The 19,666-nt window shown below is 61.0% G+C and carries 18 protein-coding genes; 10 read left to right on the top strand and 8 right to left on the bottom strand.

The window, feature by feature from the left end; all coding sequences use genetic code 11:
- Positions 1-25: 25 nt before the first annotated feature.
- The gene (locus tag L63ED372_RS11470; protein ID WP_062408019.1) at positions 26-913 is read right to left on the bottom strand and encodes a DMT family transporter; all 888 of its coding nucleotides are present in this window, start codon (positions 911-913) and stop codon (positions 26-28) included.
- Between the two features lie 34 nt (positions 914-947).
- Here L63ED372_RS11470 and pyrF point away from each other — a divergent pair, with 34 nt between their 5' ends.
- Complete coding sequence (gene pyrF, locus L63ED372_RS11465; RefSeq protein WP_197275264.1) at positions 948-1,790, top strand: orotidine-5'-phosphate decarboxylase; 843 nt, start codon at positions 948-950, stop codon at positions 1,788-1,790.
- 7 nt (positions 1,791-1,797) lie between these two features.
- A complete protein-coding gene (locus L63ED372_RS11460) occupies positions 1,798-3,156 on the top strand; it encodes an MFS transporter (RefSeq protein WP_062406072.1) in 1,359 nt (452 codons plus the stop codon).
- 48 nt (positions 3,157-3,204) lie between these two features.
- Here the strand turns inward: L63ED372_RS11460 and L63ED372_RS11455 are convergent, their stop codons facing one another.
- On the bottom strand, positions 3,205-4,260 hold the full coding sequence (locus L63ED372_RS11455; protein ID WP_062406071.1) for a serine hydrolase domain-containing protein: 1,056 nt from the start codon (positions 4,258-4,260) through the stop codon (positions 3,205-3,207).
- A 36-nt stretch (positions 4,261-4,296) separates the two neighbouring features.
- Positions 4,297-5,484: an acyl-CoA dehydrogenase family protein gene (locus L63ED372_RS11450; RefSeq protein ID WP_062406070.1), complete on the bottom strand. Its 1,188-nt coding sequence runs from the start codon at positions 5,482-5,484 to the stop codon at positions 4,297-4,299.
- A 220-nt stretch (positions 5,485-5,704) separates the two neighbouring features.
- Here L63ED372_RS11450 and L63ED372_RS11445 point away from each other — a divergent pair, with 220 nt between their 5' ends.
- Entirely contained in the window at positions 5,705-6,322 is a 618-nt protein-coding gene (locus tag L63ED372_RS11445) for a glutathione S-transferase family protein (RefSeq protein WP_062406069.1), read from the top strand.
- A 14-nt stretch (positions 6,323-6,336) separates the two neighbouring features.
- On the opposite strand, the gene L63ED372_RS11440 is transcribed toward L63ED372_RS11445, so the two are convergent.
- On the bottom strand, positions 6,337-7,959 hold the full coding sequence (locus L63ED372_RS11440) for a long-chain-fatty-acid--CoA ligase (RefSeq protein ID WP_062406068.1): 1,623 nt from the start codon (positions 7,957-7,959) through the stop codon (positions 6,337-6,339).
- Between the two features lie 28 nt (positions 7,960-7,987).
- Positions 7,988-9,163 (bottom strand): serine hydrolase domain-containing protein, encoded by a 1,176-nt coding sequence (locus L63ED372_RS11435; RefSeq protein WP_062406067.1) that lies wholly within the window; start codon positions 9,161-9,163, stop codon positions 7,988-7,990.
- 144 nt (positions 9,164-9,307) lie between these two features.
- On the opposite strand from L63ED372_RS11435, the gene L63ED372_RS11430 reads away from it, so the two are divergent.
- Both L63ED372_RS11430 and L63ED372_RS11425 read left to right on the top strand, forming a co-directional pair.
- On the top strand, positions 9,308-9,667 hold the full coding sequence (locus L63ED372_RS11430; RefSeq protein ID WP_062406066.1) for a MerR family transcriptional regulator: 360 nt from the start codon (positions 9,308-9,310) through the stop codon (positions 9,665-9,667).
- A complete protein-coding gene (locus L63ED372_RS11425; protein ID WP_062406065.1) occupies positions 9,664-10,074 on the top strand; it encodes a PaaI family thioesterase in 411 nt (136 codons plus the stop codon). Before L63ED372_RS11430 ends, L63ED372_RS11425 begins: the two co-directional genes overlap by 4 nt.
- A 34-nt stretch (positions 10,075-10,108) precedes the next feature.
- Here L63ED372_RS11425 and L63ED372_RS11420 read toward each other — a convergent pair whose 3' ends face one another.
- The 3 genes from L63ED372_RS11420 to uvrA all read right to left on the bottom strand — a co-directional run bounded on the left by L63ED372_RS11420 (position 10,109) and on the right by uvrA (position 14,192).
- The gene (locus L63ED372_RS11420; RefSeq protein WP_062406064.1) at positions 10,109-10,723 is read right to left on the bottom strand and encodes a CYTH domain-containing protein; all 615 of its coding nucleotides are present in this window, start codon (positions 10,721-10,723) and stop codon (positions 10,109-10,111) included.
- Positions 10,724-10,795: 72 nt separating this feature from the next.
- On the bottom strand, positions 10,796-11,182 hold the full coding sequence (locus L63ED372_RS11415; RefSeq protein ID WP_062406063.1) for a glutaredoxin family protein: 387 nt from the start codon (positions 11,180-11,182) through the stop codon (positions 10,796-10,798).
- 82 nt (positions 11,183-11,264) lie between these two features.
- The gene (uvrA, locus tag L63ED372_RS11410; RefSeq protein ID WP_442915113.1) at positions 11,265-14,192 is read right to left on the bottom strand and encodes an excinuclease ABC subunit UvrA; all 2,928 of its coding nucleotides are present in this window, start codon (positions 14,190-14,192) and stop codon (positions 11,265-11,267) included.
- Positions 14,193-14,360: 168 nt separating this feature from the next.
- On the opposite strand from uvrA, the gene L63ED372_RS11405 reads away from it, so the two are divergent.
- The 5 genes from L63ED372_RS11405 to L63ED372_RS11385 all read left to right on the top strand — a co-directional run bounded on the left by L63ED372_RS11405 (position 14,361) and on the right by L63ED372_RS11385 (position 19,564).
- Entirely contained in the window at positions 14,361-15,548 is a 1,188-nt protein-coding gene (locus L63ED372_RS11405; protein ID WP_062408013.1) for an MFS transporter, read from the top strand.
- 78 nt (positions 15,549-15,626) lie between these two features.
- Positions 15,627-16,127, top strand: coding sequence for a single-stranded DNA-binding protein (gene ssb, locus L63ED372_RS11400; protein ID WP_062406062.1), 501 nt, complete (start codon positions 15,627-15,629; stop codon positions 16,125-16,127).
- A gap of 73 nt (positions 16,128-16,200) precedes the next feature.
- Entirely contained in the window at positions 16,201-17,187 is a 987-nt protein-coding gene (locus L63ED372_RS11395) for a hypothetical protein (protein ID WP_062406061.1), read from the top strand.
- Between the two features lie 78 nt (positions 17,188-17,265).
- The gene (locus L63ED372_RS11390) at positions 17,266-18,600 is read left to right on the top strand and encodes a DUF3422 family protein (RefSeq protein WP_062406060.1); all 1,335 of its coding nucleotides are present in this window, start codon (positions 17,266-17,268) and stop codon (positions 18,598-18,600) included.
- 4 nt (positions 18,601-18,604) lie between these two features.
- On the top strand, positions 18,605-19,564 hold the full coding sequence (locus L63ED372_RS11385; protein WP_062406059.1) for a LysR substrate-binding domain-containing protein: 960 nt from the start codon (positions 18,605-18,607) through the stop codon (positions 19,562-19,564).
- Positions 19,565-19,666 lie beyond the last annotated feature (102 nt).

Here is a 19,666-nt window from a genome sequence, read left to right as displayed (position 1 = left end):
GAGCGATCGCTAGTGAGTCAAAAGATCAGGTCGCTTTTTTGGAGGCTGGCCACAGCACAAAGGCAATCGAGGCGCTCATCAAGCCCACGGCCGCCCAATCTTGCCAGTGCAATACCTCGTTCAGCCACAGCGCACCACTGAACACGCCCAACACTGGGATCAGCATCACACTGAGCGTGGAGGCCACGGGCGGCAAACTGCGGGCCAGATAAAACCAAGCGGCATGGGCAAAGCCAAACACCAGCACCGCGTTGAACACGATGGCAAACCAGTTGGACGGCGATGGACTGACCCACTGAGCACGTTCCAAGCCCACGGCCAGCACGGTGATCACCACAGCGGTCATCAGCGTCATCCAAAACGAGATGGCCAAGGTGGGCACGGGCATGCGGGTGCGGCGCAGCAACTGCGTGCCCAAGGCCCAGGTGCTGGCCGCCATCAGGGCCAGCAACACGCCCACAGGTCGGCCACTCAGGTTGGACAATTCGTGCCAGAGCAGCAAGACCACCCCCAAGCTGGCCGCAGCCACCCCAGCCCATGACCGTTTGGCCAGCTGATCACCAAACACAAAGGCCCCCAGCAGGGCTGAAAACATCGGCATGGTGTAACCCAAAATGGCCGCCCGTCCGCTGGAGAGTGACTGCACTGCCACGATGATCAGCGCGTGCCAGATGAACATGTTGAACACCGCCAGCACCAGCAGCTCCCGCCAATGGGCGCGTGGAATCCGGAACGGCACCTTCATGACCACCAGCGCCATGCCCAAAATGGGCACCCCCAGCCACAAGCACATCATGCGGAAGGTGAGGGGCGGAAAGCCGGTCACCCCCAGTTTCATGACCGGCCAATTGATCCCCCAAACCAAGGTGAGCAAAACCAGAAGGGTCCATTGGCGCGGAGAAAGCTTGTGCATGGGCTGCATCTTAGACGGGCTTTAAAATCGAGCCATGACCTTCCTCGACATGCTGCGCGCCGCCGAGCGCCAAAACGGCTCCATGCTTTGTGTGGGCCTGGACCCCGAACCCACCAAGTTCCCTGACGCCTACAAGGGCGACGCCAACAAAATCTACGACTTTTGTGCCCGCATCGTCGACGCCACGGCCGACCTGGTCAGCAGCTTCAAACCCCAAATTGCCTACTTTGCCGCGCACCGCGCCGAAGGCCAGCTTGAACGCCTGATGGAACACATGCGCCGCGTGGCCCCGCATGTGCCGATCATTTTGGACGCCAAGCGCGGTGACATTGGCAGCACCGCCGAGCAATACGCCAAAGAGGCCTTTGAGCGTTATGGCGCCGATGCCGTGACCCTGTCGCCCTTTATGGGCTGGGACTCGGTGGCCCCCTACCTGAAGTACCACGGCAAAGGCGCGTTCTTGTTGTGCCGCACCTCCAACCCTGGTGGTGACGATTTACAGAACCAGCGCTTGGCTTCGGTGGAAGGTCAGCCGCTCTTGTACGAGCATGTGGCTCGACTGGCGCAAGGCCCTTGGAACCTGAATGGCCAGTTGGGCCTGGTGGTCGGCGCGACTTACCCCGCAGAGATCGAGCGCGTGCGCGAACTCGCCCCCACCGTGCCCCTGCTGATCCCCGGCGTGGGCGCACAAGGCGGCGACGCCGTCGCCACCGTCAAAGCAGGCTGGCGTGCCAACGCCGACGGCAGCAGCGCAGGATCGATCATCGTCAACTCATCGCGTGCGGTGCTGTACGCATCGAGCGGTGACGACTTCGAGCAAGCCGCCCGCCAAGTGGCCCTGCAGACACGCGATACATTGGAAGCGGCCAAGGCCTGATGCCCGGATGACCGCTGCCACTCCGCCAGTGCCGAGCGGCATGCCCTGGATGGCGCTGCTGTCTTTATTGATGGCGGTTTTTCTCGGATCGCTCGACCAATCGGTGGCCAACACGGCCTTGCCCGCCATTGGTGAGGCCTTGCAAAGCACACCGGCCGAGTCGGTCTGGGTGGTGCATGCCTACCAGCTGGCGGTGGTGGCGGTGCTGCTGCCCTTGGCCGCTTTGGGTGACCGTTGGGGCCCACGCCAAGTGTTTTTGCTGGGCATCGTGCTGTTCAATCTGGCGGCACTGGCCAGTGCCAGCGCGACGCAGCTGGAGTGGCTGGCCTTTTTCCGCGCCATTCAAGGCGTGGGAGCAGCCGGGGTGATGAGCGTCAACCTGGCCTTGATTCAGAACATTTACCCGCCAGAAAAGCTGGGCCGCGGCGCGGGCATGAACGCTCTGATTGTGGGCCTGGGCTACAGCCTGGGGCCCACGGTGGCTTCGCTCTTGCTGGCCGTGTTGCCCTGGCCTTGGCTGTTTGGCTTGCAGGTGCCACTGGGCATGGTTGGGCTCTTGTTGGCGTGGCGTTACTTGCCCCGAACTGCTACTGCCAAGAGCGATGCGCCCTATGACCGTGTGCTGGCGCTGCTGGCGGCTGTCTGTTTTGCATCGCTGGTGTTCACGCTCAGTGCGGTGGCGCAACAAAAAGGCTGGCTTGTGGTGCTGACTGCGCTGGGGCTCATGCTGGGCAGCGGTGGTTGGCTGTTGTTGCGACAGCGCGGCCAGGCCGCGCCCGTGCTGCCGGTCGATCTGATGCGGCGGCCCCTGTTCAGCCTGTCGGTCTTCACCTCGTTCAGCGCCTTCACAACACAGGGCCTAGCGTTTGTGGCTTTGCCCTTCTTTTTTCAACAGCAACTGAATCGCCCGTTTGTGGAAACCGGGGTGCTCATGTCGGTCTGGGCCCTGGTGGTGGCCTTGATGGCCCCAGTGGCGGGCACCTTGTCTGACCGTTACCCGGCTGCGATTTTGGGGGGTGTGGGATTGGGCATTTTGAGCCTGGGCATGGCAGGGTTAGGCATGTCTGGGGTGGACGTTTCGTTTGCCGTCATGGCCTTGAGCATGGCGCTGTGCGGTGTGGGCTTTGGGCTGTTTCAGTCGCCTAATCTGCGTGCCATCATGGCCAGTGCACCCGCTCACCGCACCAGCGGCGCCAGTGGCATGGTCGCATTGGCGCGATTGATCGGACAAGCCAGCGGCGCGGCCTTGGTGGCCTTGTGCTTCAACCTGTTCGGACCGCAAGGCGCAGGCCATGCGGTGATGCTGGGTGCGCTCACGGCAGGCCTGGGCGCTGCGCTGAGCATGGCCCGCTTGCGTGCACGTTGAAGTGACTGCACCGCGGTCGGCAAATGGATTGGCCTCTCAGAAATACCTTTAGCCTGACCGAGTCAAAGACTGCATCACCCGTGCGATGCAATCGTTGGTTTTATCAGCGTCGATCCACCGCATGATGCACACCAACTCCAGCTCGGGGTCCACCCAGGTGATGGAAGAACCCGCGCCAATGGCAAACCAAGAGCTTCGGGGCGCATCTTTGAAAAGCGCCCCGTCTTTGTTCAACCAAATCAGGTAGCCGTAATAGGGCGCGATGTCGCAGGGCTGCTGCATCATCTCGAGCCATTGTTTGGACAAAATTTGTTGGCCTTGGTACTGGCCTTGCCCCATGAGCATCAGGCCAATCCGCGCCTGGTCCATCGCCGAGATCGACACGCCGCCGCCCCAGTGGCTACCACCGGGGACTGACATCATGCGTTGGCCATTGACATCGGTCCAGCCTTGCTCGTAGCCCACCCATTGAAAGGCATCCGAGCAGCCCAGAGGTTTCCGGAAAAATTCTTCAAACACCTCGGGCAGCGGGCGCTTGAACAGGTGCAACAAGGCCAATGACAGTTGGTTGATGCGCACGTCGTTGTACTCAAACCGGGTGCCCGGCTCGCCCAGTGGCCGGGCATCGCCCTTTTGGCCATCGGCCTGACCCGTTTGGTAAGGCAGCCAGCGGTAGCGGTCCACTTGTTCGGGAATGCCCAAACAAGTGCCTTCCCATTCGCTGGTTTGCTGCAACAAATGGTGCCAAGTGATGCGCGACAGCCGCTCGCCTTCAAAGCCAATGCCGGGGCATTGCTCAGCCACAGGGGTGTGGACGTTGGGGATCAGGCCCTGGTCAAACGCCAAGCCTGCCAGCAAGGCCAAATAAGTCTTGGCCACACTGAAGGTCAGGTCGGCCTTGTGGGGCTCGCCCCATTGGGCCAACAACTGGTGTTGGTGATACAAAACCCCAGACACGGGCCCTCTGCCGTGTACCGGGCCATACAAGCGGTTGTAGGGCGGTGGGTCTGCTTCGTGGATGCCCCAAGGCGGCGAGGTGTCACGCGACCAGGGGGTTTCACACGATTGGATGAATTCAACGGTGGATGCCAGGGAAGGGGTCATGTGCAAGCTCGCAGGTTTTGAGGGGGTGGGCGGCGGTCAGCCCTGGGCCGCTTTGGCGGCCTGCTGGGATTTGTAGACCAGCTTTCGGGCCATGCTCCAGCGGTGCACTTCGCTCGGGCCGTCATAAATTCGAAAGGCACGCATGTCCATGAAGATCCGCATCACGGGCGTCTCGGCCGTCACGCCTTGGCCGCCCAGAATTTGCACGCAGCGGTCCACCACTCGCCACTCGGCTTCAGAGCAAGCCACTTTGGCGCGGCTCGATTCGAAGCCGCCCTTGTGGCCTTGGTCCAGCAGCCAGGCGGTGTGCCAGATGTGCAGGCGGGCGGTGTGCAGGTCGATGTCGTTGTCGGCCAGCATGAAGCCCACGCCTTCGTGCTCGGCCAGCGGTTTGCCAAAGGCTTGGCGGCGGCTGGCGTAGGCCAGTGCAATGTCGTGCGCACGGCGGGCCTGCCCCAGCCAGCGCATGCAATGCGTCAGGCGTGCAGGGGCCAGCCGAATTTGTGCATAGCGAAAACCTTGGCCCACTTCGCCGAGCACATCGCTGGCAGGCACGCGCAGATTGTCAAAACGCAGTACGCCGTGACCGCCCGTGAAGCAGTTGTCCATCGCGTCCATGCTGCGCTCGAGCGTGATGCCCGCTTTGTCCATGTCGGTCAAAAACATGGTGGCCGTGCCGTCTTCCATGCGGGCCATGACGATGATGTAATCCGCGCCGTCGGCCCCGGTGATGAACCATTTGAGACCGTTGATCACGTAGTCGTCGCCATCGCGCACAGCGGTGGTTTGGAGCATCGACGGGTCAGCGCCCGCGCCGGGGTCGGGTTCGGTCATGGCAAAGCACGAACGCGTCAGGCCCGCCACCTGGGGGCGCAGCCAGCGCTCTTTTTGTGCCGGGGTGGCCACTTCTTCCATGAGGTGGATATTCCCTTCATCGGGTGCGTGGATGTTGAGGGCGGTCGGCCCCAGATTGGAGTAACCGGCTTCTTCAAAAACCACCGCTTTGGCGATGTGGTTCAGGCCCAGTCCGCCCATTTCTTTGGAGGCATGAGGTGTGAGCAGGCCCGCAGCGCGTGCGCGGCCCACCAATTCCTGCCGCAAATCTTCGGACGGGCCGTGGTGGCCGTGGCGCGGGTCGCCCTCCAGCGGGATCACCTCTTCGGCAATGAACTGCCGTGTGCGGTCACGCAAGGCCGCTATGTCCGGTGGGATCTCGAAGTTCATGGTCAGGGTTTTTCAAATCGTTGAACAGGGTGTCTGGTGAGGATTGGAAAGGCTGCGCAGGGCTTGGCCTGTCCGCCCTGCGACTTGCTGTCGCCCGGGCGTCTTTTCTCGGAGCTTGATACGGCCTGTCATCTGGGTGGCACGCCCGAGAACAGGCGGGTGCTAGTCTGCACGCCACGGGCTAAGACTTGAATATGCCCTTGCCCCCAAAAGGAAAACCATGAAGCTTTACACCGCCCATCGCGCCCCCAGTCCTCGCCGGGTGTTGATGTTTTTGATGGAGAAAAACATCACCGGCATCGAGATGGTCAACATGGACCTGAACGGTGGCGAGCACCGCACCGCCGAATTTTTGGCCAAAAGCCCGCTGGCCAAAGTGCCTGCGCTGGAACTGGACGACGGCCGTGTGATCACCGAGACAAGGGCGATCTGCACTTTGCTGGAGGGCCGCTACCCCGAGCCCAATTTGATGGGCGAAGGCGATGAGCGCGGTTTCATTGAGATGGCCGACCGGCAGGTGGAGCTGTATTTGCTGGGGGGCATTGCCAACGCGATCCGTCACAGCCACCCGGGCTTGGCGGCTTTAGAAAATCCCCAGTTTCCCGAGTTCGGCCGCTCGCAAGCCGAGAAGGTTCGCGATGTGGCGCGGGGCTTTGACCAGCGCCTGCAAAAGCAGCCCTTCATCGCGGGCGAGCGCTTCACCATTGCCGACATCACCGCGTTCTGTGCGCTGGAGTTTGCGCGGGGCTTGATGAAGTTCGTGCCCGGCGACGAGGGGATGCCGGCCCTGCAAGCCTGGCGCGACCGCATGAACGAGCGGCCCAGCGCCAGGGCTTGATGGGCTGAGCTTGATCAGCTGAACACGCCGCCGTAGTCTTTGCGCAGGTCGTTCTTCTGCACCTTGCCCGTGCCGCCCACGGGCAGGGATTCGAGGAAGACCACATCGTCGGGCACCCACCACTTGGCCACCTTGGTGGTGAGGAAGTCGAGGATCTCTTGCGTTTCAAGTGACTGCCCTGGCTTGCGCACGATGAACAGCAGCGGACGCTCGTCCCACTTGGGGTGCTTGACACCAATGACCGCGGCCATGGCCACAGCGGGGTGACCGATGGCGGCGTTTTCCAGATCGATCGAGCTGATCCATTCGCCACCAGTTTTGATGACGTCTTTGGTCCGGTCGCGGATTTGCATGGTGCCTTGTGCGTCGATGGTAGCGATGTCGCCTGTGGGGAACCAGCCGTCCACCAGCGCGGTTTTCTCGGCCTTGAAGTAGCGCTCCACGATCCACTGACCGCGCACCATCAACTCGCCCTGGGATGTGCCGTCGCGGGGCAGGGTGGCGCCGTTTTCATCCACGATCTTGATCTCGATGCCCGAGACCGCGCGGCCTTGTTTGGCCACGATGGCGTGTTGATCGGCTGCAGTTTTTTGGCGGTCGGTACGCGTCAGCAAACTCATGGTAGCGACGGCCGTGGTCTCTGTCATGCCCCAGCCGTGGCGCACTTCTATGCCATAGGTGTCCATGAACTTGGCGATCAGCGCCAAGGGCATGGCCGAGCCGCCCACCGCAGTGCGTTTCATGTGGGCAAAGCGCAAGTTGTTTTGCTCCACATGCTGGATCAGGCCCATCCAGATGGTGGGCACGCCCGCGCTGATGGTGACCTGCTCGCTGTCCATCAGCTCGAACAAACTGGGGCCGTCGAGCTTGGGGCCGGGCAAGACCAGCTTGGTGCCTGCCACCAGTGCGGCATAGGGGATGCACCAGGCGTTGATGTGGAACATGGGCACCACGGGCAAGATGGTCTCTTGTGTGGACAGGCTCAGCACATCGGGCAGACAGGCCATGGTGGCGTTCAGCACGATGGCGCGGTGGGTGTACAGCACGCCCTTCGGGTTGCCGGTGGTGCCCGAGGTGTAGCACAGCGCGGCGCCGGTTTGATCGTCCAATTCGGGCCAGTCGAAGCTGTCGCTGTGGCCGCTGATCAGGCCTTCGTAGTTCATCACATTGGCCACGCCCTCGATAACGGGTGTGTTGGTCGCATCGGCCAGGCACACCCAGGCGCGCACCTTGGGGCAATGGGCGGCAATGCCTTTGACCAGCGGCGCGAAGGTGGCGTCAAACAGCACCACTTCGTCTTCGGCGTGGTTGATCACATAGATCAGCTGCTGCGGGTGCAGGCGCGGGTTGCAGGTGTGCATGACCATGCCACTGCCCGAGACGGCGTAATAGGCCTCCAGGTGGCGGTGGTTGTTCCAGGCGATCGAGCCTACAGCGCTGCCCGCCCTCAGGCCCATCTGGGCCAAGGCGTTGGCGAGTTGGCGCGAACGCTTGGCAGCTTGGGCAAAGGTGCTGCGGTGCAAGGGACCGTGCGTCTCGCGCGAAACGATTTCCTGTTCGCCAAACTGTGCAGCGGCGTGTTCAAGAATGCCCGAAATGAGCAAGGGGCGTTTCATCATCAGACCAGATGCGGACATAGCGAAAGTCTCCAGTGTTTTGAATTTTTTACAGTAGCGCCGCATACACGAGGTCGCGGAACAAGGGGCGATAGTAATCCCGCTGGTTGGGTGCTTGGACCATCAGCATGGCATACATGTCCAGCGCAGGGTCGACAAAGAAGGTAGTGCCCGCGATGCCGCCCCAGTAATACAGGCCGACCGAGCCGGGCACGGGCGACAACCCCAAGTTCGTGCGCACCGCAAACCCGAGGCCAAAGCCGTGGCCAGGGGGCAGCAGCGTGCCGTCTGCCGGGATGCCGCCCAGGTGGTCGGACGTCATGTAGTCCACCGTGTGCGGGCCCAGCAGGCGCACACCGTTCAGCTCACCTCGGTTGCGCAAGAACTGCAAAAAGCGGGCGTAGTCCAGGGTGGTGGACATGAGGCCCCCACCGCCGCCTTCCATGGCAGGCACTTGGCGGGGGTCGAGCACCTTCATGGGAACGCCGCCGTCAGGGTCGTGCGCAAAGGGCTCGGCAATGCGGTGGTGGTGTTCGGGTGGCACCGCAAAGCCGGTGTCCACCATACCCAGCGGGCCAAAGATCTCGGCTTGCAAGAAGGCCCCAAAACCTTGGCCGCTGACTACCTCGACCAAGCGCCCCAGCACATCGGTGGCGCGGCTGTAAGCCCACACGCTGCCGGGCTGGAATTGCAGCGGCATGGCCGCCAGGGCTTGAGAGAACTCGGCGTTGGTGCGCTCGCGTGAGGCGATCTTGGCTTGTGCGTATTGCTGCTGCACGGGTGAGCTGCCCAAAAATTCATAGGTCAGCCCGGCCGTGTGGCGCAGCAGGTCTTGCACCGTGGCCTCTTGCTTGACCGGCTCCAGCCCCTGCGCGGTCGCCACTTTGGGGTGGGTAAACTCGGGCAACCAACGGCTGACCGGGTCGGAGAGCAGCAATTGCCCACGCTCGACCAGCATCATGACCGCCACCGAAACGACCGGCTTGGTCATCGAATAGATGCGGAAGATGCTGTTGATCTGCATGGGCGTGCCCATGGCCGGGTCTTGCTGGCCCAAGGCTTCCAGCAGGCCGATCTGCCCGCGCCGGGCGATCATGGCCACAGCCCCCGGCAACCTGCCACTGGCCACTTCGCGGCGCAGCACATCCATGAGGCGCTGTGTGCGCTCGGGGCACAGGCCCACATCTTTAGGGTGGGCGTGGGGCAAAGCGGGGTGTGGTGTCATCAAAGCATTCTCAAAGTAGAGCGGGTTTGTACACCAGCCTTGCGCAGCGGGGTATCACCTGCGGCGCAGACATCTGACCGGCTTGTCGCCCATGCGTCAATCGGATCAACCTTCGCATTGTGCGAGCGTTGCTAGACTGGGTTCATGCGCATTTCAGAACTCTCGGCCAAGACCCAGGTGTCGGTGCACCGCTTGCGTCGCTATGAAGCGGCTGGCTTGATCGTGAGCCAGAGATTGCCCAACGGCTACCGCGATTACGACGAGAAAACCGTGAGGCTGGTGGTCTTCATCGCCATGTCGCGGGAGATGGGTTTTTCTCTGCCCTTTATCGCTGAGTACGTGCCCAAATTCCAATCGGGCCAATTGACGCCTCAGGACATGATCGAGGCGATCCAGCAGCGAGTGGCCGACATCGACCAAGTCATCGCCGAACACCAAGCACTGCGCAAGAAGCTGATCGACCACATCGGCTGGTTCAAAAACAAGCAAAGGAAATCGAAATGAGTCCACTCGACATGTTGAAAAAAATCAACGCCATGGCCGAATTCAACAACTGGTGCGGCATCGAAGTCACCGTGGCCGAACCCGGCTTTGTGGAAATCCAGATGCCTTGGCGGCCCGAAGTCGGTCAGTATTCGGGCTTCTTGCACGCGGGCTTGATCGGCACCTTGATCGACACCGCCTGTGGTTTCGCAGCGGGCACCGTGGCAGGGCCCAATTTGCTGGCGGCCAACTTTTCGGTCAATTGCTTGCGGCCTGCAGTGGGGCAAAAGTTCATTGCGCGGGCTCGGGTGGTCAAGCCGGGCAAAGCGCAGGTGTTCACCAGCTGTGATTTGTTTGCGGTGGACGCAGAGGGTGAAAAACTCGTGGCCAACGGTCAGACTTTGCTCACCGTGGTTCAAGCCGCATGACTTTTGATGAGTCCGCAGGAGTCGGCTTGCCGCGTCAGTGGGCGCGTCGCCAAAGCGCCATCCCCCGCTGCGCCTTGCTGGTGTCGCTGGGCGTGAGCGTCAAGTCACCTTGTGGTGTTTGACGCAGCACATCGGCCAGAGCGAGCAAAGCCGCCTCTGGGCCACTCAGCAGTTCAAGCTCCAGTTCTAACAGCGGTTCGCTCAGGGCGGTGCCGGGCACATGGATGCGGCCTTGGTCCAGTGCCACTTCGATTCGTGCGCTTGCGTGTTCGATGACCCAGCACTGGCGCTCAAAGTCAGTGCAAAACAGCGCACGCAAAGCAGGGCGCAAAGCCATCAGGTCGGTGGCTAACGCAGCGTCATCAACAAGCGATTCAAAGTCCAAAGTGCCCGGTGTGGTGGGCGCTTCCCACTCTTGTCTGCGCGACAAACCGTTTTGGCTTTGGCCTGCGGTTTTGACCGTGAGCAGCCATTGGTCACCCGCCAGCCGCTCGCGCACCGCCATGCGGCGCTGCTTCAGGGCCAGGTCGGGTGTGTCGAAATAGGTGTTGAGCAGGCGCTGCTTGCCTGCGCCTTTGGCCATCAGCGGGTGGGTCTGCAGGCGCGGCAGGTCTGCTTCGTTCAGACTGAGTTTGAGTTCGGTTTCCATGGAGGCATGTCGGAGCAGGGGGCTGGTCGGGGCTGAAGCCGCCGACCTACAGGCGGTTTCTTATGCCGACCTTCAGGCAAATCGCCCGCGCAGATAGGCCACGATTTCGGTCGAGTCTTGCAGCCAACGGGTTTGACCATCTGCTTCGGTGATCTTGAGACACGGTACTTTGGTCGCGCCACTGCCTTGAAGTAATTCATTGCGGTGATCGGCATGGTGCTGCGCATCGCGCTTTTCAATCGGCAACGACAAGCGGCGCATTTCTTGGCGCACCTTGATGCAAAACGGGCAGGTGCTGAATTGGTAGAGCGCCAGGCTTTGGCATTGCTGGTCCACCTTGGCTTGCTCGGAGGCGGCGCGTTGCACGCCAGCGGGTTGGGTCAGGCGCTCTTTGAGCAGCATGACGGGGCCCAGCACAAGGCGCAGGGTTCTGAAGAAAGCACGGATGACGGTTTTCATAATGACATTCAAGGGTTCAAAAGTGGGGGGAAATTGGATGGATGTGAACTGAGTAAGGGGCAGGGCTGAAGGCGCAGCGCGTTTAAAGCAAACGCGCCAAATAATGGCCCGTGAAGCTCGCCTTGTTTTTGGCCAGTTGCTCGGGTGTGCCCTCGCCCAGTACCGTGCCACCGCCCGCGCCGCCTTCGGGCCCCATGTCGATGAGCCAGTCGGCGGTTTTGATCACGTCGAGGTTGTGTTCGATGATGACGATGGTATTGCCTGCGTCGCGCAACTGGTGCAGCACTTTCAGCAACAAATCGATGTCGGCAAAGTGCAGGCCGGTGGTGGGTTCGTCCAGGATGTAGAGCGTGCGGCCGGTGTCGCGCTTGGACAATTCGAGCGCGAGCTTGACGCGCTGGGCCTCGCCGCCAGACAAGGTGGTGGCGCTTTGCCCGAGGCGAATGTACGTCAGGCCCACGTCGAGCAGGGTTTGCAGCTTGCGCGCAATGTTGGGCACGGCGCTGAAGAACTGGTGCGCCGCTTCCACAGTCATGTTCAAAATCTGCGCGATGTTCTGACCCTTGTATTGCACCTCCAGCGTTTCGCGGTTGTAGCGCATGCCGTGGCACACGTCGCAGGGCACGTACACATCGGGCAAAAAGTGCATCTCCACCTTCACCATGCCGTCGCCTTGGCAGGCTTCGCAGCGGCCACCGGTCACGTTGAAGCTGAAACGCCCCGGGCCATAGCCGCGCTCGCGTGCAGCAGGCACTTCGGCCATCAGCTCGCGGATGTGAGTGAACAGGCCGGTGTAGGTGGCCGGGTTGCTGCGCGGCGTGCGGCCAATGGGGGACTGGTCGACGTTGATGACCTTGTCGAAATGCTCCAGCCCTTTGATCTCTTCGTGGTGTGCGGCATCGCCCTGGGCACGGTGGATCTGGTGCGCGGCTGCGGCATACAGCGTGTCGTTCACCAGCGTCGATTTGCCGGAACCCGATACGCCGGTCACGCAGGTCAGCAGCCCCACGGGGAACTTCACGTTCACGTTTTTCAGGTTGTTGCCGCTGGCTCCGATGATCTCGATGAAGTCCTTGCCCGCCTTGTGGCGCTTCGGGATTTCGATCTTTTTACGGCCCGACATGTATTGGCCGGTGACCGAATCGGGCGCTGCCAAGATGTCGGCGCAGGTGCCTTGCGCCATCACGCGCCCACCGTGCACGCCCGCGCCCGGCCCCATGTCGATCACATGATCGGCCACGCTGATCATGTCTTCGTCGTGTTCGACCACCAGCACGCTGTTGCCGATGTCACGCAGGTGTTGCAAGGTGCCGATCAGGCGGTCATTGTCGCGTTGGTGCAATCCGATGCTGGGTTCGTCCAGCACATACATAACGCCTGTTAGCCCAGAGCCAATTTGACTGGCCAAGCGGATGCGCTGTGATTCACCGCCCGAGAGGGTGTCGGCGCTGCGGTCCAAGCTCAAATAATTCAGGCCCACATCGTTCAAAAACTTCAAACGCAAGGCGATTTCGCGCACCACTTTGTCGGCGATCTCGGCCTTGGCCCCGTGCATTTTCAGGCCTTGAAAATACTGCTGCGACTCGCCCAGGGTGATATGGCTGATCTCGTAAATGGCGCGGGCTTGCGCGCCTTCGCCAATGCGCACATGGCGTGCTTCACGCCGCAAGCGCGTGCCTTGGCAATCGGTGCAGGCCTGCATGTTGCGGTAACGCGCCAGGTCTTCGCGCACCACGGATGAGTCGGTCTCGCGGTAGCGCCGCGTCATGTTGGGGATGATCCCTTCAAACGGGTGCTTCTTGCTGACCTTTTTGCCCTGCGAGGCGCCGGACTCCATCACGTAGCTGAACTTGATTTCTTCCAGCCCCGAGCCGTGCAGCAAGACTTGCTGGTGGATGGGGGCGAGTTTTTCAAACGGGGTTTCGATGTCGAACTGGTAATGCTTGGCCAGGCTTTCGAGCATGCTGAAGTAAAAGCCGTTGCGCCGGTCCCAGCCCTTGATGGCGCCACTGGCCAAACTGAGCGAGGGGAAGGCGACGACCCGCTCGGGGTCAAAAAACGCCATGCTGCCAATGCCATCGCAAGTGGGGCACGCGCCCATGGGCGAGTTGAACGAGAACAACCTCGGTTCCAGCTCGCTGATCGAATAGGTGCACACCGGGCAGGAGAACTTGGCGTTGAACAGGTGCTCTTTGCCAGTGTCCATCTCGAGCGCCACAGCGCGGTGTTCGGCCAGATGCAGCGCGGCTTCAAAACTCTCGGCCAGACGCTGGCGCAAGGCGTCTCTCGCCTTCGCATCTTCCTCAGACCGCACTTTGATGCGGTCCACCACCACGTCGATGTTGTGCTTCTCAGTCTTTTTGAGCGTGGGCAGCTCTTCCACTTCCACCGTCTGGCCATTGATGCGAAAACGCACATAACCCAGCGCCTGCATTTGCTCAAAGACTTTTTCAAACTCGCCTTTTTTCTCACGCGCAATGGGCGCGAGGATCATCAGTTTGGTGTCTTCGGGCAGTGCCAGCACGGCGTCCACCATCTGGCTCACGGTTTGCGCTTGCAAAGGCAGCTTGTGGTCGGGGCAATAGGGCGTACCTGCGCGTGCGTAAAGCAAGCGCAGGTAGTCGTGAATCTCGGTCACCGTGCCCACCGTGGAGCGGGGGTTGTGGCTCGTAGCTTTTTGTTCGATGGAAATCGCAGGCGACAGGCCTTCGATCAGGTCCACATCGGGTTTGTCCATCAGCTGCAAAAACTGCCGCGCATAGGCCGACAGGCTTTCTACGTAGCGGCGCTGGCCTTCGGCATACAGCGTGTCAAAAGCGAGGCTCGACTTGCCCGAGCCGGATAAGCCGGTGATCACGACCAATTGGTTGCGAGGGATGTCGAGGTCGATGTTTTTCAGGTTGTGCGTGCGGGCACCCCGCACGCTGATGTGGGTCTGCCGCAGCGCTGAGGCCAGATACCGCGCGGGCTCGGGTTCGTCGGGCAAGAGAGAAGGGTCGGCAAATTTCACGTGGGAAGCCAGATCAGCAAAACCTTTGATTATCCCCTTTGACCGCTTGCGGGTCGTTGGGGGTACTCAATCGGGGACAATCTGGCTTTTGCGTTTCCCCCCATTTGGGGATTTTTGAGTTCTTTTGTGGTCGATTCCTCGCTTGATTCCGATTCTGATGCTTTGCGCATGACGCCCATCGAGCGCCGCGCCAGCGCCTCTCTGGCCAGCATTTTTGCGCTGCGCATGCTGGGTTTGTTTCTGGTCTTGCCCGTCTTTGCACTGGAAGCACGCCGCTACCCCGGCGGCGAAGACCCAGTCTGGCTGGGTTTGGCGATGGGCATTTATGGCCTGACGCAGGGCTTGCTGCAGCTGCCGTTTGGCATGGCCTCCGACCGTTTTGGCCGAAAGCGGGTGATTGTGCTGGGTTTGGTGATTTTTGCCTTGGGCAGCTTTTGGGCGGCCGCGGCCACCGACCTGATGGGCCTGCTGCTCGGGCGCAGCTTGCAGGGTGCAGGAGCCGTGTCGGCGGCTGTGACGGCCTTGCTGGCCGACCTGACGCGGGACGAGGTGCGCACCAAGGCCATGGCTTTGGTGGGCGGCAGCATCGGTTTGATGTTTGCATTTTCCTTGGTGATCTCGCCCTTGCTGACGGCCTGGATTGGCCTGAGCGGTCTGTTTTGGCTGACCGGCGTGTTGGCCCTCGTGGGCGTGGGTGTGGTCATTTGGGGGGCACCCCCTGCGCCCGAGCCGGTGCTGGGGCAGGGCCCGGGGCGATTGCGCGATGTGCTGGCCCATGCTGACCTGATGCGCCTGAATGTGGGTGTATTTGTGTTGCATGCGGTTCAGCTGGCCATGTGGGTGGCGGTGCCCGCCTTGCTGGTGCAGGCGGGTTTGCAGACGGCGCAGCACTGGCAGGTGTATTTGCCCGCTGTTGTGCTGTCGTTTTTGTTTTTAGGTGTGGTGTTTGCCATGGAGCGCCGGGGCCACCTGAAGAAAGTCTTTTTGTTCTCGATTGCCTTGATGACCTTGGTCGAGGTGGGTTTGTTGGTGCAATCGGCGGGCACCACCAGCCTGAGCGCCATGGCGCTGCTGCTGCTCGTTTTTTTCTGTGGCTTCAATGCCTTGGAGGCCACCCAGCCGAGTTTGGCCTCTCGCATCGCGCCCCGAGCCATGCGCGGCACCGCCATGGGGGTTTACAACACGCTGCAGTCGCTGGGGTTTTTTGTCGGGGGCCTGGCTGGCGGCTGGCTGGTCAAGTCCTGGGGCAGCCCGGTGTTGTTTTTGTGTTGCGGCTTGGCGCTGCTGGTGTGGCTGTGTGTGGCGTGGCCCATGCAAACCCCAGGCCGTGCGGCGCCTGTCGGGCAGGTGGCTTGAGGGGTAGGACAGCGTTCGACATCGGTCCGCTGGAGGGCGGATTGGCCCCATAATTGATGCATCTATCGAGGAGTTTTCATGGCATCCGTCAACAAAGTCATCATCGTCGGCAACCTCGGGGCCGACCCCGAAACCCGTTATTTGCCTTCTGGCGATGCGGTCACCAGCATCCGTGTGGCCACCACAGACCGCTACAAGGACAAGGCCACAGGCGAGATGCGCGAAGCCACCGAGTGGCACAGCATCAGCTTTTTTGCCAAGTTAGCCGAGATCGCGGGCCAGTACCTGCGCAAGGGCAGCCAGGTCTATGTGGAAGGCAGCTTGCGGACCCGCAAATACACCGACAAAAACGGCGTTGAAAAATACGCGACCGACATCCGTGCCGACAGCATGCAAATGCTGGGCAGCCGCCAAGGCATGGGCGGCCCGTCTGAGGACGGTGGTGCAAGCGGTGGTGGCTATGCCCCTCGCCAATCCGCACCAGCGCGTCCAGCCGCCGCACCAGCTAGCCGACCTGCACCCGCAGCCAAGCCTGCGGCCAGCAACTTTGACGACATGGACGACGACATTCCGTTCTGACCCCTGCGCTCTTTGCGCAACGCTCCCAACCCGTGGTCTAGCCCACGGGTTTTTTTATGTTTCGATTCAGCAGATGAGCCCACCCCTTTTTTTGAAACCCCTCCAGCACCTGGGTTTTGCTTGGTTTGCCATGGTCATGGGCTTGTGTGGCCTGTCTTTGGCCTGGCATCGGGCCTCGGCATTTTGGGGTGATGCAGCGGTGCTGGTTTCGGCCATGTGGGGGGTTGTGGCCGCATCTGCCCTGAGCGCCTTGATGCTGGCCACAGCTTTGCGCCTGTGGTGGTTTCCAGAGATGGTGCGGGCAGATCTGAAGCACCCGGTGAGTCATGTGTTTGTGGCGGCCTTGCCAGCGTCCTGGGTGTTGATGGCCAGTGTGGGCGCGGTCCACTGGGGGTTCTCTACCTGGGCAGACATCCTGTGGATGTTGGGTTCAGCCGGTTTGTTGGGGGTGAGTGGTGTGGTGGTGCTGAGTTGGTTCCGTTCGGACCGAAGCCAAGACCGGTTTTGGTTGGGTATGACGCCTGCTTTGTTCATTCCCGTGGTGGGCAATGTGTTGCCGGCTTTGGCGGGTGTGGGTTTGGGGCATCCGGTGTGGGCTGCGGTTCAATTTGGCCTTGCAGCCTTGCTCTGGCCCGTTGCGTGGGGGCTGATTGGATGGCGCATCCTTCGCTTGGGCATGTGGCCGCAGCGCTTGTTGCCATTGACCTTCATCACCGTGGCACCGCCCTCCGTGCTGGCTTTGTCGGGTTTGAACCTGGGCTTGCCGCAGGCCTTGGTCCTCGGGCTTTGGTGCTTGGCCTTGTTGTTTTTTTTGGGGTCTGCAGGGGTGGCCCGCGGAATTTTGAAGCAAGCATTTGGCATGCCTTTTTGGGGAATGTCATTTCCTTTGGCGGCATTCGCTGCCTTGTCACTGGCCTTGTCTTTGGGCGATGCGAGGGCTCAGCATTGGGCATTGAGTGGCCTTTTTTTGGTGACGGTCTTGATTGCTTGGCTTTTGTTGGCCACCTTGGTGGGCGTTTGGCAGGGCCGACTGTTGGTGCCTGAGCCGTCTGTGCCTTGAGGGACCGTTTTCGGGCAGCTTTTAAAAATTCTTGTGAAGCACAGGTTATGCGCTCACAAGCTCGGTCAGAATAGAAACATGAACGAAATTACCTCCCGGTTCTTACCGCCAGAAGACGCCCAAAGGCGTGAGTTGCACAACGAGGTGCATGCGCGTCCGCCTGCCCGGGTTCGGTTGCCGGCGTTGATCGTTTATGTGGCACTGCTCAACGAGGGCGTTACACGAGAGCAGGAATGGGCCCACCTGCGGCGCTTGCCGGGCCATGCTGATTTGGGTCTGGACCAATTGCAGGGCAATTTTTTGCGTTTGCGGTGTGACCATTTCACCGTCAAATGGGAGCGGCACACCGAGTTCACTCGCTATTCCATCGTTCAAAATTTACCGCCGAATGCGCAATGGGGCGCCGACTTGCCTGAGCTGGCGCCGCATGTGGCCGTTGGCACCGACTGGTTGCGCGGCTTGCCAGGCCAAACCATGGCCGCCATTGAACTGGGGATGTTATCGGCCGATATCGATTCGCCCGGTTTGATTGCCCAAGCCCAAAGTTGGTTGGGGCCGGGTACGGTGTTGGCTTCACGCATGGGCAATACGGCCGAGGGCCTTTCCCATTCGTGCATCCTGACCCATTTCCGAATTGGTACCGATGGTTTTGAGCGCATGTTGGTGGTGGCGCCAGAGGGCACCAGCGAGGCCAGAGCCGGACGCATTTCGCAGCGCTTGCTCGAGTTGGAAACTTACCGCTTGATGGCTTTGCGTGGATTGCCCGTGGCCAAAAATCTGTCTGCCATGTTGTCAGCGGCTGAAGCGCAATTGGCCGACATCACGGGTTTGCTCGAGCGCAAGGGCGAGACCGACCAAGCCTTGCTGGACTTGCTGGTGTCATTGGCCGCCCGCATCGAGCGAGCCACGGCCGAACATGGGTTCAGGTTTTCAGCGACCCGCGCTTACGACACTCTGGTCAGCCAACGTTTGACCGAGTTGCGCGAGCGCCCCATATCGGGCACACAGACCTTGGGCGAGTTCATGCAGCGGCGTTTGTCGCCCGCCATGGCCACGGTGAATGCCACAGAAAAGCGTTTGGCGTCCTTGGCAGAGCGGGTTTCGCGCACCAGCGCCTTGCTGCGCACCCGGGTGGACATTGCCACCGAGACACAAAACCAGGTCTTGTTGGAAAAACTGACCCGTGGCCAAGAGTTGCAACTGCGCTTGCAAGTCACGGTGGAGGGCTTGTCCATGGCCGCCATTTCGTACTACGTTGTGAGCTTGCTGCTTTACGCGTTCAAGGGCTTGAAGGCCTATGGCTTGCCGTTCAATCCTGAAATTGCCGTGGCCATGCTGCTGCCTTTGGTGTTGTGGAGTGTGTGGCGCAGCCGTCAGAAAATCCACGAAAAACTGCACCGATCGGACACTTGACCCCATGGAGTTGCGACAGCTTCGGTATTTTGTGCGTGTGGTCGAGTTGGGCAGCATCAGCCGCGCAGCTTTGGATCTGAACTTGGTGCAATCTGCACTGAGTCAGCAAATCACCCGGTTGGAGGGTGAGCTGAGTACCCGCCTTTTGCAGCGCAGCCCCCAAGGCGTAACGCCTACCGAGGCGGGGGTGGCTTTTTTTAGAGAGGCGCAGTTGACGCTGCGCCATGCCGAGCAGGCCATGCGTGCAGCGCAGCAGGCCCGATTGACCGGTACGGTGAGTGTGGGTTTGGCCCCCACCACAGCGGCGGTGCTGGGTTTGCCCCTGATGCAGGCCATGCGGGAGCGTTACCCGGATGTGCGCCTGCACATGGTGGAGAGTTTATCGGGGCATTTGTCGGCCATGCTCAATGCGCGGCAGCTGGACTTGGCTGTCTTGTTTGACTTGCCCACGGGTGCCAGCCAATCTGTGCAAGCGGCTCGGCGCTGGAGTGTTCTGCCGCTGATCGAAGAAGACATTTTCTTGATCATGGCCCGACGCGCCGTCAAGCCTGGGGTGCCGAACACTTTGCGCATGGCCCAACTCAAAGATCAGCCCCTGATTTTGCCCACAGGACCGCATGGTTTGCGCAGCACCTTGGATGCCGCTTTTGTGCGTGCCAAATTCACCCCTATGGTGGCGCTCGAGGTCGATTCCTTGGCCATGTTGATGGACGCTGTGCAGGCAGGCATGGGCGCGACCTTGCAGCCATGGGCGGCTGTTGCAAGGCAAGTTGATGCCGAACAGTCTTTGCACATGGCGCGCATCACCGATCACCAAATTAAACGCAGCAATTGGCTGTGTGGTTTGTCTGACGAGGAACTGTCGCCCGCCGCATTGGCCGCGCGGGTGGTGTTGGCCGATTGCGTGCGCAGTCTGGTGGGCAGCGGTGCTTGGAAAGGGGCCGCACTGAGCCTGCAGGCATGAGTCTGCCGAGGTGGTCGCGCGCCGATAAATCCCGCCAAAGTTTGACCGATTCATAGGGGTATCACGATTTGTGATGGACCCATGCTTTTCAGGGGCTGCTCA

The organism is Limnohabitans sp. 63ED37-2 (assembly GCF_001412535.1).
GTDB lineage: Bacteria > Pseudomonadota > Gammaproteobacteria > Burkholderiales > Burkholderiaceae_C > Limnohabitans_A.
The sequence above is the reverse complement of the archived record's forward strand: the minus strand, read 5'-3'. Positions and strand labels throughout refer to the sequence as shown.